Origin of the sequence: Pseudomonas sp. NPDC087185, assembly GCF_044744955.1 — a bacterium.
Lineage (GTDB): Bacteria > Pseudomonadota > Gammaproteobacteria > Pseudomonadales > Pseudomonadaceae > Aquipseudomonas.
Genome location: NZ_JBIUZK010000005.1, coordinates 44,447 through 59,086, shown reverse-complemented (window position 1 = coordinate 59,086; position 14,640 = coordinate 44,447). Strand labels below are relative to the sequence as shown.

The 14,640-nt window shown below is 62.9% G+C and carries 11 protein-coding genes and 1 pseudogene; 3 read left to right on the top strand and 9 right to left on the bottom strand.

The features are described 5' to 3' along the window. Nucleotides 1-9: 9 nt before the first annotated feature. The 5 genes from ACIPIJ_RS17865 to trxA all read right to left on the bottom strand — a co-directional run bounded on the left by ACIPIJ_RS17865 (nucleotide 10) and on the right by trxA (nucleotide 5,319). The gene (locus ACIPIJ_RS17865) at nucleotides 10-660 is read right to left on the bottom strand and encodes a gamma-glutamylcyclotransferase (protein ID WP_401079062.1); all 651 of its coding nucleotides are present in this window, start codon (nucleotides 658-660) and stop codon (nucleotides 10-12) included. A 247-nt stretch (nucleotides 661-907) separates the two neighbouring features. Beyond that, nucleotides 908-1,876, bottom strand: a complete 969-nt coding sequence (locus ACIPIJ_RS17860; RefSeq protein ID WP_401079060.1) for a CDP-6-deoxy-delta-3,4-glucoseen reductase — start codon at nucleotides 1,874-1,876, stop codon at nucleotides 908-910. Next, nucleotides 1,876-3,342 (bottom strand): 4-hydroxy-3-polyprenylbenzoate decarboxylase, encoded by a 1,467-nt coding sequence (gene ubiD / locus ACIPIJ_RS17855; RefSeq protein WP_401079057.1) that lies wholly within the window; start codon nucleotides 3,340-3,342, stop codon nucleotides 1,876-1,878. Before ubiD ends, ACIPIJ_RS17860 begins: the two co-directional genes overlap by 1 nt. Nucleotides 3,343-3,502: 160 nt before the next feature. After that, nucleotides 3,503-4,762 (bottom strand): transcription termination factor Rho, encoded by a 1,260-nt coding sequence (gene rho, locus ACIPIJ_RS17850; protein WP_003253661.1) that lies wholly within the window; start codon nucleotides 4,760-4,762, stop codon nucleotides 3,503-3,505. A 227-nt stretch (nucleotides 4,763-4,989) separates the two neighbouring features. Beyond that, nucleotides 4,990-5,319, bottom strand: a complete 330-nt coding sequence (gene trxA, locus ACIPIJ_RS17845) for a thioredoxin TrxA (protein WP_401079054.1) — start codon at nucleotides 5,317-5,319, stop codon at nucleotides 4,990-4,992. 243 nt (nucleotides 5,320-5,562) lie between these two features. Here trxA and ppx point away from each other — a divergent pair, with 243 nt between their 5' ends. After that, nucleotides 5,563-7,065 carry an exopolyphosphatase gene (ppx, locus tag ACIPIJ_RS17840; RefSeq protein ID WP_401079051.1) on the top strand — a complete coding sequence of 501 codons (1,503 nt, stop codon included), beginning with the start codon at nucleotides 5,563-5,565 and terminating at the stop codon, nucleotides 7,063-7,065. Here ppx and ppk1 read toward each other — a convergent pair. Further along, nucleotides 7,052-9,292 carry a polyphosphate kinase 1 gene (gene ppk1, locus ACIPIJ_RS17835; protein ID WP_401079048.1) on the bottom strand — a complete coding sequence of 747 codons (2,241 nt, stop codon included), beginning with the start codon at nucleotides 9,290-9,292 and terminating at the stop codon, nucleotides 7,052-7,054. The two genes, ppx and ppk1, sit on opposite strands and share 14 nt — an antisense overlap. Before the next feature lie 215 nt (nucleotides 9,293-9,507). Between ppk1 and ACIPIJ_RS17830 the strand changes: the two genes are divergently transcribed. Next, on the top strand, nucleotides 9,508-10,152 hold the full coding sequence (locus ACIPIJ_RS17830) for a DedA family protein (protein WP_401079045.1): 645 nt from the start codon (nucleotides 9,508-9,510) through the stop codon (nucleotides 10,150-10,152). Nucleotides 10,153-10,653: 501 nt separating this feature from the next. Here the strand turns inward: ACIPIJ_RS17830 and ACIPIJ_RS17825 are convergent. Continuing rightward, nucleotides 10,654-11,280, bottom strand: a pseudogene (locus ACIPIJ_RS17825) (sterol desaturase family protein); the annotation flags it as partial. A gap of 113 nt (nucleotides 11,281-11,393) precedes the next feature. Between ACIPIJ_RS17825 and elbB the strand changes: the two are divergent. Then, nucleotides 11,394-12,059 (top strand): isoprenoid biosynthesis glyoxalase ElbB, encoded by a 666-nt coding sequence (elbB, locus tag ACIPIJ_RS17820; RefSeq protein ID WP_401079042.1) that lies wholly within the window; start codon nucleotides 11,394-11,396, stop codon nucleotides 12,057-12,059. Here the strand turns inward: elbB and ACIPIJ_RS17815 are convergent, their stop codons facing one another. Next, entirely contained in the window at nucleotides 12,060-12,512 is a 453-nt protein-coding gene (locus ACIPIJ_RS17815; protein WP_401079039.1) for a YaiI/YqxD family protein, read from the bottom strand. A 74-nt stretch (nucleotides 12,513-12,586) separates the two neighbouring features. Next, nucleotides 12,587-14,527 carry an FTR1 family protein gene (locus ACIPIJ_RS17810; protein ID WP_401079036.1) on the bottom strand — a complete coding sequence of 647 codons (1,941 nt, stop codon included), beginning with the start codon at nucleotides 14,525-14,527 and terminating at the stop codon, nucleotides 12,587-12,589. Nucleotides 14,528-14,640: the final 113 nt, after the last annotated feature.

Here is a 14,640-nt window from a genome sequence, read left to right as displayed (position 1 = left end):
AATGAGCGATCAGACTTCGCGCAGGTTATGGCAGCGCCTAAAGCGCGCCTCCAGGTTGCGGTCCGGCATCTGGTGATTACGCAGTGCATTCAACGTCTGCTCGACGTACTCGCGCGTGGTGCCATAACGCCCCTTGGCGCTTGCCAGGATTTGACTGAGCAAGGTGTCCGGCAGATTGCCGGCGTAGCACGGCAAATGCCGCTCCAGCACAAACCCAAGCGCCTGAACCTTGCTGCCATCCCCCAGCCGGCAACTGAGCCAGTGCGGCCGGTACGCCGGGTACGGCATCTCCCTTTGCCACAGGGCCATCAGCGAATCGTCGAGGTTGCTTTCATCCAGGCGATAGGCAAAACCACTGCACGAACCACCGCGGTCCAAGCCGAACACCAGGCCCGGCGTTTCCGGCGTGCCACGGTGCTCGTGCGACCACAGGTAAAGCCCACGGTGATAGCCATGCACGCGTGCACGCTGACGCTCAACCGAACTGCACTCCGGGCGCCAGATCAACGAACCATAGGCGAACAACCAAACGGGCCCACCTTCATGGCGCGACATGGTCATGTGCATGGAGTTGAGCAATTGCTCGCGGGTCAGTTGCTGGCCGAAGTCGAGCGCCGGAGGATAAGAACTTTTCCAGGACAAACTTTCAAGTGCCGACATAAGCTGCCGCCATTATTCCCTGTGAACTACCGATGTGGCGAGAGCCGCTGCGAGACGGGGCTTGCGCCCCACCACCGTGGGTGCCTGCATTCACCTTAGGATAGAAACACGCCAACACTCAAGTCCCGAAACCCAAGTTTCGCGCGAACTTCCGACGATTGGAACGTAGCGTTTCGAGTCGAGCGAAAGTTATTAGCCAAGGCGGTAACAAATACCGCCTTATACCCACGGCCAGAAACTTCGGTTATTAACCACGCGGCGCGTAGGCAAACACATCGGCACGCATGCGGTGCGCATCCATGCCGGCCTCGACCAGCGCATCGAGGGTGGCATACACCATGTTGGGCGAGCCACTGGCATAGACGTGGACCGTATTCAGGTCCTGCACGTCTTCGCACACGGCCTCGTGCAGCATCCCGCAACGGCCTTCCCAGCCACACAGGTCGCTGACCACCTTGTGCAGGAACAGGTTGGGCAGGCGCTGCCATTCGTCCCAATGCTCGATGGCGTAGAAGTCCTCCGGGCGGCGTACCCCCCAGTAGAGATGAACCGGGTGCTTGAAGCCTTGGGCGCGGCAATGTTCGACCAGGCTGTGCATCTGGCCCATGCCGGTACCGGCGGCAATCAGCACCAGCGGGCCATCGGGCAACTCGGCCAGGTGGGTATCACCAAACGGCATCTCGACCCGCGCCAGGCCATTGCGCTGCAATTGCTCGAGCAACTGCAGGGCGCTGGCTTCACGCGCCAGCACGTGCAGCTCCAGCTCGCGCCCGCTATGGGGTGCCGACGCCAGCGAGAAGGCTGCCGGCTTGCCGCCCTCGCGCTCGATCATCAGGTACTGCCCGGCGTGATAGCGCAACGGCTTGCCCGCCGGCGCGCGCAGCCGCACGCGCCAGACGTCGCCACCGACGTCGACACATTCGACGACACTGCATGCCAGCTTGCGTACTGGCAGCTCGCCCAGGGCCAGCACACCATCCCAGAGCAAAACACAGTCCTCCAGCGGTTCGGCGATGCACGTGAACAGCTCGCCATGGTCACGCACCTCACCGTCCTGACGAACGCGACCTTCGACCAACAATGCGGCGCAGACATGGCAATTGCCATTGCGGCAGCTGTTCGGGCACTCATAGCCCAGCCGCCGCGCTCCATCCAGGATCCGTTCCCCGGGTTCGAGCGCCAGCACCGCCCCGGACGGCTGCAACGTTACCTGCATCAATCTATTCCCAACTGATCCCACAGCTCATCGATGCGGCGGGTGACGGCTTCGTCCTTGACGATGACCCGGCCCCATTCGCGTGTCGTTTCGCCCGGCCACTTGTGCGTGGCATCCAGGCCCATCTTCGACCCCAGGCCCGATACCGGCGACGCGAAGTCGAGGTAGTCGATCGGCGTGTTGTCGATCATCACCGTATCACGCTTGGGGTCCATGCGCGTGGTGACGGCCCAGATCACGTCATTCCAGTCGCGGGCGTTGATGTCGTCGTCGGTGACGATAACGAATTTGGTGTACATGAACTGTCGCAGGAACGACCACACACCCAGCATCACGCGCTTGGCGTGGCCGGGGTACTGCTTCTTGATGGTCACCACCGCCATGCGGTACGAGCACCCTTCCGGCGGCAGGTAGAAGTCGACGATCTCCGGGAACTGCTTCTGCAGGATCGGCACGAACACTTCGTTCAGCGCAACGCCAAGGATCGCCGGTTCATCAGGCGGCCGACCGGTGTAGGTGCTGTGGTAGATCGGTTTTTGCCGATGGGTGATGCGCTCGACGGTGAACACCGGGAAGCTGTCCACCTCGTTGTAGTAGCCGGTATGGTCGCCGTAAGGGCCTTCTGGCGCCATCTCACCTGGGTGGATCACGCCTTCGAGGATGATCTCGGCGGTGGCCGGCACCTGCAGGTTGCTGCCGCGGCACTTGACCAGCTCGGTGCGGTTGCCGCGCAGCAGGCCGGCGAAGGCGTACTCGGACAGGGTGTCAGGCACCGGCGTCACGGCGCCGAGAATGGTCGCAGGGTCGGCGCCCAGGGCCACGGCAACCGGGAACGGCTGACCAGGGTTCTTTTCGCACCATTCGCGGTAGTCCAGCGCACCGCCACGGTGGCTCAGCCAACGCATGATGACCTTGTTGCGGCCGATCACCTGCTGGCGATAGATGCCCAGGTTCTGGCGGTCCTTGTTCGGGCCGCGGGTCACGGTCAGGCCCCAGGTGATCAGCGGCGCCACATCGCCCGGCCAGCAGTGCTGGATCGGCAGCTGGCCCAGGTCGACGTCATCGCCCTCGACTACGACTTCCTGGCACACCGCATCCTTGACCACTTTCGGCGCCATCGACACGACTTTCTTGAAGATCGGCAGCTTCGACCAGGCGTCTTTCAGGCCCTTCGGCGGCTCCGGCTCCTTGAGGAAGGCCAGCAGCTTGCCGATCTCGCGCAGCTCATCGACCGACTCGGCACCCATGCCCATGGCTACCCGTTCCGGGGTACCGAACAGGTTACCCAGCACCGGGATGTCGAAGCCTGTGGGCTTTTCGAACAGCAAGGCCGGGCCCTTGGCACGCAGGGTGCGGTCGCACACCTCGGTCATTTCCAGGACGGGGGAGATCGGAACCTGGATGCGCTTGAGTTCGCCGCGCTGCTCCAGGCCACGGATGAAGTCGCGCAAATCGCGATACTGCATGCATGAGCCTCGTATTGGCCGTATCGGTCGGGGTGCAGAGTGTAGCGCCGAACGGCGTGCAATGGCCAAAAATGACTTGGGGCCGCTTCGCGCCCCATCGCCGGCTTGCCGGCGATGGGCTGCGAAGCAGCCCCAATCATTACTTGAACGAGCTAACCGCTTACTTGCGCTTCATCGACAGGAAGAACTCGTCGTTGGTCTTGGTCTGCTTGAGCTTGTCGACCAGGAACTCGATGGCGGCGATCTCGTCCATCGGGTGCAGCAGCTTGCGCAGGATCCACATGCGCTGCAGTTCATCATCAGCGGTCAGCAGCTCTTCGCGGCGGGTGCCGGAGCGGTTGATGTTGATGGCCGGGAATACACGCTTCTCGGCGATACGACGGTCCAGGGGCAGCTCCATGTTGCCGGTACCCTTGAACTCTTCGTAGATCACTTCGTCCATCTTCGAGCCGGTTTCAACCAGCGCGGTGGCGATGATGGTCAGAGAACCGCCTTCCTCGATGTTACGCGCGGCGCCGAAGAAGCGCTTCGGCTTCTCCAGGGCGTGAGCGTCGACACCACCGGTCAGGACCTTGCCGGAGCTCGGGATCACGGTGTTGTAAGCCCGCGCCAGACGGGTGATGGAGTCGAGCAGGATGACCACATCCTTCTTGTGCTCGACTAGGCGCTTGGCCTTCTCGATGACCATCTCGGCAACCTGCACGTGGCGGGTCGGCGGCTCGTCGAAGGTCGAGGCGACCACTTCGCCGCGCACGGTGCGCTGCATTTCGGTCACTTCTTCCGGGCGCTCGTCGATCAGCAGAACGATCAGGTGGCACTCGGGGTTGTTACGGGTGATGTTCGCCGCGATGTTCTGCAGCATGATCGTTTTACCCGCTTTCGGCGGGGCGACGATCAGGCCACGCTGGCCTTTGCCGATCGGGGCGCACAGGTCGATGACGCGGCCGGTCAGGTCTTCGGTGGAACCGTTGCCGGCTTCCATCTTCAAGCGCTTGTTCGGAAACAGCGGCGTCAGGTTTTCGAACAGGATCTTGTTCTTCGCGTTTTCCGGGCGATCGAAGTTGATCGTGTCGACCTTCAGCAGGGCGAAGTAACGCTCCCCTTCCTTTGGCGGGCGGATCTTGCCGACGATGGTGTCGCCGGTACGCAGGTTGAAGCGGCGGATCTGGCTGGGCGAGACGTAGATGTCGTCAGGGCCGGCCAGGTAGGACGCATCAGCGGAACGCAGGAAACCGAAACCATCCTGGAGAATCTCCAGCACGCCGTCACCCGAGATCTCTTCGCCGCTTTTCGCGTGCTTCTTCAGCAGGGCGAAAATCACGTCCTGTTTGCGCGAACGGGCCATGTTTTCGATGCCCATCTGTTCGGCCATTTCCAGCAGATCGGTAATCGGCTTTTGCTTGAGTTCAGTCAGGTTCATAAGGGGAGTGACGTAATCATGTATGAGGGAGGATTAAGCTTCTGGCTTAATGAAGCCGCGCCGCTAGAAGGCGATAGGATCGCGCACAGATTCTAATTAGGAGTGCGTCGGCGACGGCGTGCAGGGGGCACTGGAGAAGCAGTGCGAGGCCGAATGTAACACTTGCTTTTTTCGACGTCTAGTGGGTTGGAAAAGAAAAGCCCCGGTATTTCCGGGGCTTTTTCACATCACAGGTGGGCGTCGAGGAACGCTTGCAGCTGTGATTTGGACAGTGCGCCGACCTTGGTGGCCTCGACGTTGCCGTTCTTGAACAGCATCAGCGTCGGGATGCCACGCACGCCGTGCTTGGCCGGGGTTTCCTGGTTGTCGTCGATGTTCAGCTTGGCGACGGTCAGTTTACCTTCGTAGGTGGAAGCGATGTCGTCCAGGACTGGCGCGATCATCTTGCATGGGCCGCACCATTCAGCCCAGTAGTCGACCAGCACCGGGCCTTGGGCTTGCAGGACTTCGGCCTCGAAGGTGGCGTCGGTGACGTGTTTGATCAGATCGCTGCTCATGGATATCTCCAGGGTCGTAAGCAAAAAACGTGGCCCATGATAGCCGCACCCACGGTCTACAGGAAGCCGCGGACGATTGAGTGTCACTATAGTTGTGCAAGACGCCACGAATCGAAACCGTCACACAAGTGTCATACCATCGAATGGCACATTGCCTTGTATCAAGCCTTGGCGTGCCGCGCGTTGGCGACAGCCCCGGATCGTGGCACGATTGCCAGGTTAACGACCGAGAACCCCCAGATCATGCCGCATACCACCGCGAAGAACCTGTCCCTGATCGCCGCCATCGACCTCGGCTCCAACAGTTTCCACATGGTCGTGGCCAAGGCTCACCATACCGAGATCCGCATTCTCGAGCGTCTCGGCGAAAAGGTTCAGCTGGCCGCCGGCATCGACGAAGCGCGCATGCTCAGCGAAGAAGCGATGGAGCGCGGCCTTGAATGCCTCAAGCGCTTTGCCCAACTGATCAACGGCATGCCTGCGGGCGCCGTGCGCATCGTTGGCACCAATGCCCTGCGCGAAGCGCGCAACCGCAACGAATTCATCCAGCGTGCCGAGGCGATCCTTGGGCACCCGGTCGAGGTGATCTCAGGCCGTGAAGAAGCGCGCCTGATCTACCTGGGCGTCTCCCACACCCTGGCCGATACCCCCGGCAAACGCCTGGTCGCCGACATCGGCGGCGGCAGCACCGAGTTCATCATCGGCCAGCGCTTCGAGCCGCTGCTGCGCGAAAGCCTGCAGATGGGCTGCGTCAGCTTCACCCAGCGTTATTTCCGCGACGGCAAGATCACCCCGGCACGCTACGCCCAAGCCTACACCGCTGCGCGCCTGGAACTGATGAGCATCGAAAACGCCCTGCACCGCCTGACCTGGGACGAAGCCATCGGCTCCTCCGGGACCATCCGCGCCATCGGCGCCGCAATCAAGGCCGGGGGCCTGGGGAGTGGCGAGGTCAATGCCGACGGCCTGGCCTGGGTCAAACGCAAGATGTTCAAGCTCGGTGAGGTCGACAAGATCGATTTCGACGGCGTCAAACCCGACCGGCGCACCATCTTCCCGGCCGGCCTGGCGATTCTCGAAGCGATTTTCGACGCGCTGGAACTGCAACGCATGGACCACTGCGACGGCGCCCTGCGAGAAGGCGTGCTGTTCGACCTGCTCGGCCGCCACCACCATGAAGACGTGCGCGAGCGCACCCTTAACTCGCTGATGGAGCGTTACCACGTCGACCATGGCCAGGCTGCACGCGTCGAGCGCAAGGCCCTGCACGCCTTCGACCAGGTAGCCAAGGCGTGGGACCTTGAAGAGGGAAATTGGCGCGATCTACTGGGCTGGGCAGCCAAAATTCACGAAATTGGCCTGGACATTGCCCACTACCACTACCACAAGCATGGCGCCTACCTGATTGAGCACTCCGACCTCTCGGGCTTCTCGCGTGAAGACCAGCAGATGATGGCGCTCTTGGTGCGTGGCCACCGCCGCAACATCCCCAAGGAGAAGTTCGCCGACCTGGGCGATGAAGGTGTGAAGCTGCTGCGCCTGTGCGTGCTGCTGCGCTTCGCCATCCTGTTCCATCACATCCGTGGTACCCAACAGATGCCGAAGGTCCAGCTTGAGGCCGCCAACAACAGCCTCGACGTGGTCTTCCCGCAGGGCTGGCTGGAGCAGAACCAGCTGACCCAGGCCGACTTCGCCAACGAGGCGGAGTGGCTGGCCCGGGTCAATTTCGTCCTCAGCGTACGTTGAGGACCGGGTTGCTCAGGCGCTCCAGCAGGGTTGCCTGGGCACTGCGCGGGTTCTGGTTGCCGGTCGGGCTGCTGCGCACGTAGCGCCCGTCAGGCTGCAGCGTCCAGGCATGGGTGTTGTCAGTCAGGTAACCTTCCAGCTCCTTCTTCACCCGTAGCAGCAGCTTCTTGCCCTCCACCGGGAAACAGGTCTCGACACGCTTGTCGAGGTTGCGCTCCATCCAGTCGGCGCTCGACAGGTAGATCTGCTCTTCGCCGCCGTTGAGGAAGTAGAACACCCGGGTGTGTTCGAGGAAGCGGCCGATGATCGAGCGCACCTGGATGTTGTGCGACACCCCCGCGATGCCTGGGCGCAGGCAGCACATGCCACGCACCACCAGGTCGATCTTCACGCCCGACTGGCTGGCCTTGTACAGCGCCTTGATGACCTTGGCGTCGGTCAGCGAGTTGAACTTGGCGATGATGTGCGCGGGCTTGCCATCCAGGGCGAACTGGGTTTCCCGGGCGATCATGTCGAGCATGCCCTTTTTCAAGGTAAACGGCGCATGCAACAGTTTTTTCATGCGCAGCGTCTTGCCCATGCCGATCAGCTGGCTGAATAGCTTGCCGACGTCTTCGGTGAGGGCATCGTCGGAGGTCAGCAGGCTGTAGTCGGTGTACAGGCGGGCGTTGCCGGCGTGGTAGTTACCGGTACCCAGGTGCGCGTAGCGGACGATCTCGCCCTGCTCGCGGCGCAGGATCAGCATCATCTTGGCGTGTGTCTTGAAGCCGACCACGCCGTAGATCACCACCGCGCCAGCGGCCTGCAGGCGGCTGGCCATCTGCAGGTTGGACTCCTCGTCGAAACGCGCACGCAGTTCGATCACCGCAGTGACCTCCTTGCCGTTACGCGCCGCATCGACCAGCGCGTCGACGATTTCCGAGTTGGCCCCGGAACGGTACAAGGTCTGGCGCACGGCAAGCACGTGCGGGTCCTTGGCGGCCTGGCGCAGCAGGTCGACTACCGGGGTGAAGGACTCGAACGGGTGCATCAGCAGGATGTCCTGCTTGCTGATCACGCTGAAGATGTTGTCGGCATTCACCAGCAGCTTGGGGATCGCCGGGGTGAACGGCGTGTACTGCAGCTCCGGGTGGCTGTCCAGGCTGGTGATGCTGAACAGGCGGGTCAGGTTGACCGGGCCGTTGACCTGGTAAAGCTCGCTCTCGCTCAGGCTGAACTGCTTGAGCAGGTAGTCGGACAGGTGTTTCGGGCAGGTGTCGGCCACTTCCAGGCGCACGGCATCGCCGTAACGGCGCGAGAACAGCTCGCCGCGCAGGGCGCGGGCCAGGTCGTCGACTTCTTCGGAGTCCAGCGCCAGGTCGGCGTTACGCGTCAGGCGGAACTGGTAGCAGCCCTTGACCTTCATGCCCTGGAACAGGTCGTCGGCATGGGCGTGGATCATCGATGACAGGAACACGTGGTTGTCGCCCGCGCCGCCAACCTCTTCCGGCACGCGGATGACACGCGGCAGCAGGCGCGGTGCCGGGATGATCGCCAGGCCCGAGTCGCGGCCGAAGGCGTCGACGCCTTCGAGTTCGACGATGAAGTTGAGGCTCTTGTTCACCAGCAACGGGAACGGGTGGGTCGGGTCGAGGCCGATCGGCGTGATGATCGGCGCGATCTCATCGCGGAAGTAGCGGCGAACCCAGGCCTTGAGCTTGGGCGTCCAGTAACGGCGACGGATGAAGCGGATAGCGTGCTTTTCCAGCTCCGGCAGCAACACATCGTTGAGGATTGCGTATTGACGCTCCACTTCGATGTGCACCAGCTCGCTGATGCGCGCCAGCGCCTGGTGCGGCTGCAGGCCATCGGCACCGGCCTGTTCGCGGGCGAAGTTGATCTGCTTCTTCAGGCCCGCCACGCGGATCTCGAAGAACTCGTCGAGGTTGCTGGAGAAAATCAGCAGGAACTTCAGGCGCTCGAGCAGCGGGTAGGACTCATCCAGCGCCTGCTCCAGCACGCGGATGTTGAACTGCAGTTGCGACAGCTCACGATGAATGTACAGGCTGCTGTCGTCCAGGCTCGGGATGGCGATGGCCGGCGCGGGCGCATGCACCGGTGCGGCTGCGGCAACGGCCTCGGCCACGGGTTCCGGGGGCTCTGGCAGATCGGGCGGGGTCTGCACCCGCTCTTCGGGGACAGCCTCGGCATCCTTGATCACGACAGGTGTAAGCGCTTCATTATTCATCTGGACGTTCCTGGAGGACGTTAACGCCCTATCATCTATTGAGCGGGACGATAAGCAGCCATTATGACGTCTGTGTTACAGACTGATGCAAGCCGCAGCTTGAGGGCAAAGCCATTGTCCTTGTAGGAATTGTTCACGTCGAGACACATTTGGACACTTTCACGAATGCGCGCGAAGGGGTAGGCTGCGCGTTCATTTCGCCAGCACCTCAGAAAATGCTTCAACAATTCCTGCAGGATTTCGGCTACTTTGCCCTTTTTCTAGGCACCTTCTTTGAAGGCGAGACCATCCTGGTGCTTGCAGGGTTTCTTGCGTTCCGCGGGTACATGGACATCAGCCTGGTGGTGATCGTGGCGTTCTTCGGCAGCTACGCCGGCGACCAGCTGTGGTACTTCATGGGCCGCCGCCACGGGCGCAAAATCCTCGCGCGCAAGCCACGCTGGCAGGCCATGGGGGATCGCGCGCTGGAGCATATTCGCCGCCACCCCGACATCTGGGTGCTGAGTTTCCGCTTCGTCTATGGCCTGCGCACGGTCATGCCGGTGGCCATCGGCCTGTCCGGCTACCCGCCGCGCCGCTACCTGCTGCTCAACGGCATCGGCGCGGCCATCTGGGCCTTGGCCCTGGGCGCTGCCGCGTACCACTTTGGGGCCATTCTCGAAGGCATGCTGGGCAATGTGAAGAAGTACGAGCTATGGGTGCTCGGCGGCCTGCTGCTGCTGGGTGCCCTGCTGTGGCTGCGCCGACGCTTCCGCACGCTGCGCGCGGAGCGCAAGGCGGCGGCAGCGAGCCAGGCCCCAGAGGCTGAGCAGGCTGTAAAACACGAGCAGGAACCAGGCCAGAGGCGTAACCGCCCATAAGCCCAGCGCGCCGGCCAGGTACAAGGCCGGCGCATTCACCAGCAGGCGCGCCAGCTCCAGGCGCCCTGCCCACGGCCTGTCCTCAAGGGCCGCGCCCAAGGCGAACAACCCCAGCGCCATCACCGCCCCACCCAGCACCAGGGCCGCTGTCGGCACGCGTTCGGCGGCGTCCATCAGGTAACTGCCCAACGCCACGTAGACGGCGAACTGCAGCACCACATAAACCTGCTGCGCCCTTCCCAGGGCGATCTCGAATTTGCGGAACAGCGCCAGGTTCTGCTTGGCCTGTGGATAACGCGCAGCCACATCGGCCGGCCGCCAGCCGGTGGGCATGAACCAGATGCGCAGCTTGTCCCACAGGCGTTCGGTGCGCCGGGCGTCGCCCCAGAGCTGGGCGTAGAACTGCAGGTTGGCCCACAGCGGGTTCCAGCTGGCCAGCGGCGTGGTCACGCCAAACACCACAGGCTCGGCCGGGTCTTCTTCCTTGAAGGTGCCGAACAGGCGGTCCCAAAGAATGAACACACCGCCGTAGTTACGATCCAAGTAAACAGGATTTTGCGCATGGTGGACGCGATGGTTGGACGGCGTGATCAGCACCCATTCAAGCCAGCCCAACTTGGGAATGTGCCGGGTATGCACCCAGAACTGGTACAGCAGGTTGAGCGACGCCACGGTGATGAACACCAAAGGCGGCACGCCGACCAGTGCCAACGGCAGGTAGAAGATCCACGAAAAGAGGAAGCCGCTGCTGGTCTGGCGCAGCGCAGTGGTGAGGTTGTACTCCTCGCTCTGGTGGTGCACCGAATGGGCTGCCCACAGCACGTTGCGCTCGTGGCCCAGGCGGTGCAGCCAGTAGTAACAGAAGTCGTAGAGCACGAAGGCCAGCAGCCAGGCCCACCAGGCGTTCGCCGGCAAACGCAGCAACGCCAGGTGCTCCCAGGCCAGCGCGTAGGTCAGCAGCCCCACCCCTTTGGTCAGCAAGCCGGTGCTGGTGGACAGCACGCCGGTGCTCAGGCTGTTGATCGAGTCGGCCAGGGTGAAATTGCGCTGGCCACGCACACGGTCGGCGACCAGTTCAACCGCGATCAACACGAAGAAAAACGGCACGGCCAGCAGAATCAGGTCCATGGACAGCAGCCTCGAAGGGTATCCACAGAGATTAGGATGCACCCACGGCAATCCCTATGGCCACATCTGCCAAACTAGAGGACATTTAGCGCCTCGACACTGGAGTAATGAGCATGACGAAAAAAGTAGCGGTGATACTTTCCGGCTGTGGCGTCTACGACGGCGCCGAAATCCATGAAAGCGTGATCACCCTGCTGCGCCTCGACCAGCGCGGCGCGCAGGTGCAGTGCTTTGCCCCGAACATCGCGCAGATGCATGTGATCGACCACCTCACCGGCGAAGTGATGCCCGAGTCGCGCAATGTGCTGGTGGAGTCGGCGCGTATCGCCCGTGGCGAGGTGAAGGACATTCGTGAAGCCAAGGTTGAAGACTTCGATGCGCTGATCGTGCCTGGCGGCTTTGGTGCGGCGAAAAACCTGTCCAACTTTGCCGTGGAAGGTACCGATTGCACGGTACAGCCGGATGTCCTGGCCCTGGCTGAAGCCTTTGCCGAGGCCTGCAAGCCGGTCGGCCTGATCTGCATCTCACCGGCGCTGGCGGCGAAAATCTATGGCCCGGGCGTGGTGTGCACCATCGGTAACGATGCCGGCACCGCCGCCGCGGTGGTCAAGATGGGCGGCACCCATGAAGAGTGTGATGTGCATGACATCGTTGAAGACACCCAGCGCAAGCTGGTGACCACCCCGGCGTACATGGTAGCCAAGTCGATCAGCGAGGCGGCTGGCGGCATCTACAAGCTGGTGGACCGGGTGCTGGAATTGACCCACGAGGGCGACTGATCAGCCCTTGCTGAGGCGCGTGAGGATACGGTCCAGCGCGTTGGCGAACGCCTGCTTCTCGCGTTCGCCATAGGGCGCCTGCCCACCACCTACCTGGCCCTGCTCGCGCAGTTCGGTAAACAGGTTGCGCGCGGCCAGGCGGTCGCCCATGTTGCGTTCGTCGAACTCGCGGCCACGCGGGTCCAGCGCCGCGACGCCCTTCTTGATCAGCCGGTCGGCCAGCGGTACATCGCTGCAGATCACCAGTTCGCCAGGCACGGCATGCTCGACCAGGTAATCGTCGGCGGCGTCCATGCCGCTGGGCACCACGATCAGCCGTACCACGGCGAACGCCGGTTTGGCCACGGCCTGGCCGGCCACCATGATCACCTCGAGCTTGCGCTTGAGGGCGAATTTGACGATCAGGTCCTTGGCTGCCTTGGGGCAGGCGTCGGCGTCGATCCATATGCGCATGTAGCAATTCTCTCCTCAGATCTGTGCCGGCCGCTTCGCGGGTAAACCCGCGATGTGGCCGGCAGCATCAACGACTAAACAGCAGCCCGGCGCTTCTCTGCCAGGCGACTACGCCCATAAAGCACCACAATCGCCAGCAACGCCACCGACTGTGCCGCCAGCGAGTATGCATCGGCATGAATCCCCAGCCAGTCGAACTCGAAGAACGCCACCGGCCGCGTGCCCAGCACGCCGGCCTCTTGCAGCGCTTTCACGCCATGCCCGGCAAACACCACCGACAGCGCGCACAGCAAGGCGGCGTTGATGCTGAAGAACAGCGACAGCGGCAGTTTTGCCGAACCACGCAAGATTACCCAGGCCAGACCCACCAGCAGCACCAGCGCCGTCGCCCCACCGGCCATCACCGCTTGATGACCGGCCGGGCCGGCCTGCAGCCACAGGGTTTCATAGAACAGGATCACTTCGAACAGCTCGCGGTACACCGAGAAGAACGCCAGCACGGCAAAGCCGAAACGCCCGCCGCCGCTGACCAGGCTGCTCTTGATGTAGTCCTGCCAGGCGGCGGCATGGCGGCGGTCGTGCATCCACACGCCGAGCCACAGCACCATCACCGCCGCGAACAGCGCCGTGCAGCCTTCCAGCAGCTCACGCTGGGCGCCGCCGACATCGATCACATAGGCCGCCAGGGCCCAGGTGGCAAAACCGGCGACCAGCGCCAGGCCCCAGCCGATGTTGACGCTACGCACTGCTGATTGCTGGCCGGTGTTGCGCAGGAAGGCCAGGATTGCGGCCAGCACCAGAATCGCTTCAAGGCCCTCACGCAGCAGGATCAGCAGGCCCGAGATGTAGCTCAGCGACCAGCTCAGGCCATCGCTGCCCAGCAATTTGGAGGCTTGGTCGAGTTTGGCCTTGGCCTCGGTCAGCCGCTGCTCTGCCTGGGCGACCGGCAAGCCGTCCTGCAGCGACTGACGGTAGGCCATCAGTGATTTTTCGGTGTCCTTGCGTGCCTGGGTGTCGATGTTGTCCAGCGAGCTTTCCACCAGCTCGAAGCCCTCCAGATAGGCCGCTACCGACAGGTCATAGGCCTGGTCGTGATCGCCTGCGCGGTAAGCTGCCAGGCTCTTGTCCAGGGTGCTGGCGGTGTATTCGAGCAACTGCGCGGGGCCACGCTTGACCTGTGGCGGCTGGGCACGCTGGGCGCGGAATGCCTCCACGGCTGCGGCGCCTTCGGTACTGGCGACTTCAGCCGGGGTCTGGCGGGCCAGGTCGGCCAGGTTCCAGGCCTTGTCACCCTTGGCTGCCTGCGGATTGGCGGTGAAACTGGCAATGTAGGCCGCCACGTCCCAGCGCTGGCGGTCATCGAGCTGGTCGGCGAAGGACGGCATTTCGGTGCCGTCGATGCCCAGCGCCAGGGTGTTGTAGAGGTCGAACAGGCTCAGCTGGTCGAGGCGCGCGACGTCGCGCAGGTTGGCCGGTGCCGGCTCCAGGCCGACGCCAGCGGGGCCATCGCCTGCACCCGTGTCACCGTGGCAGATCGAGCAGTTCTGCGCATACAGCGAAGCACCACGGGCTGGGTCCGGGGTAATGACCGGGGCCTGGCTGACCTCGTAGGCCACCGCCAGGCGCGCGCCCAGCTGGCGGGCCTGCTTGGCGACGGCGGCGCCTTCCTGGCGTTGCTCGATAGCCTGGCGCAGGTCTTCAACGCCTTGCTCCAGAGCATTTTGTTCGGCATTGGCCGGCAGGCCTTTGACCAGGTCGGCCAGAACCCCGCTGAATTCCTGTTGCTCGCGGTATTCGCCGCTGTCGACGACCTTGCCGTCGCTCACGGTCGGCGGGTAGTCGGCGCCGATGTAGTCAAGCAGGTGCAGGGCCTTGGTGGCCTCGGCAGGTGCTTCGGCCTGGGCCAGGGAGCTGCATAGCGCCAGCACCGGGCCGAGCAGCACAGCCGGCAACCAGGCGAACAGACGGGAACGGGTTTTCATGGCCAGTCTCAAGGGAAATGCGAAAGAGAACATTGTTCACTTCCACTTTGCTTGCCTCAAGGGTTGTGGGCGGATTTCATGAAAAATCTTGCAACAAACCAGCGATGGGTCTGCTTTGCTGCCCATCGCCGGCAAGCCGGCTCCTA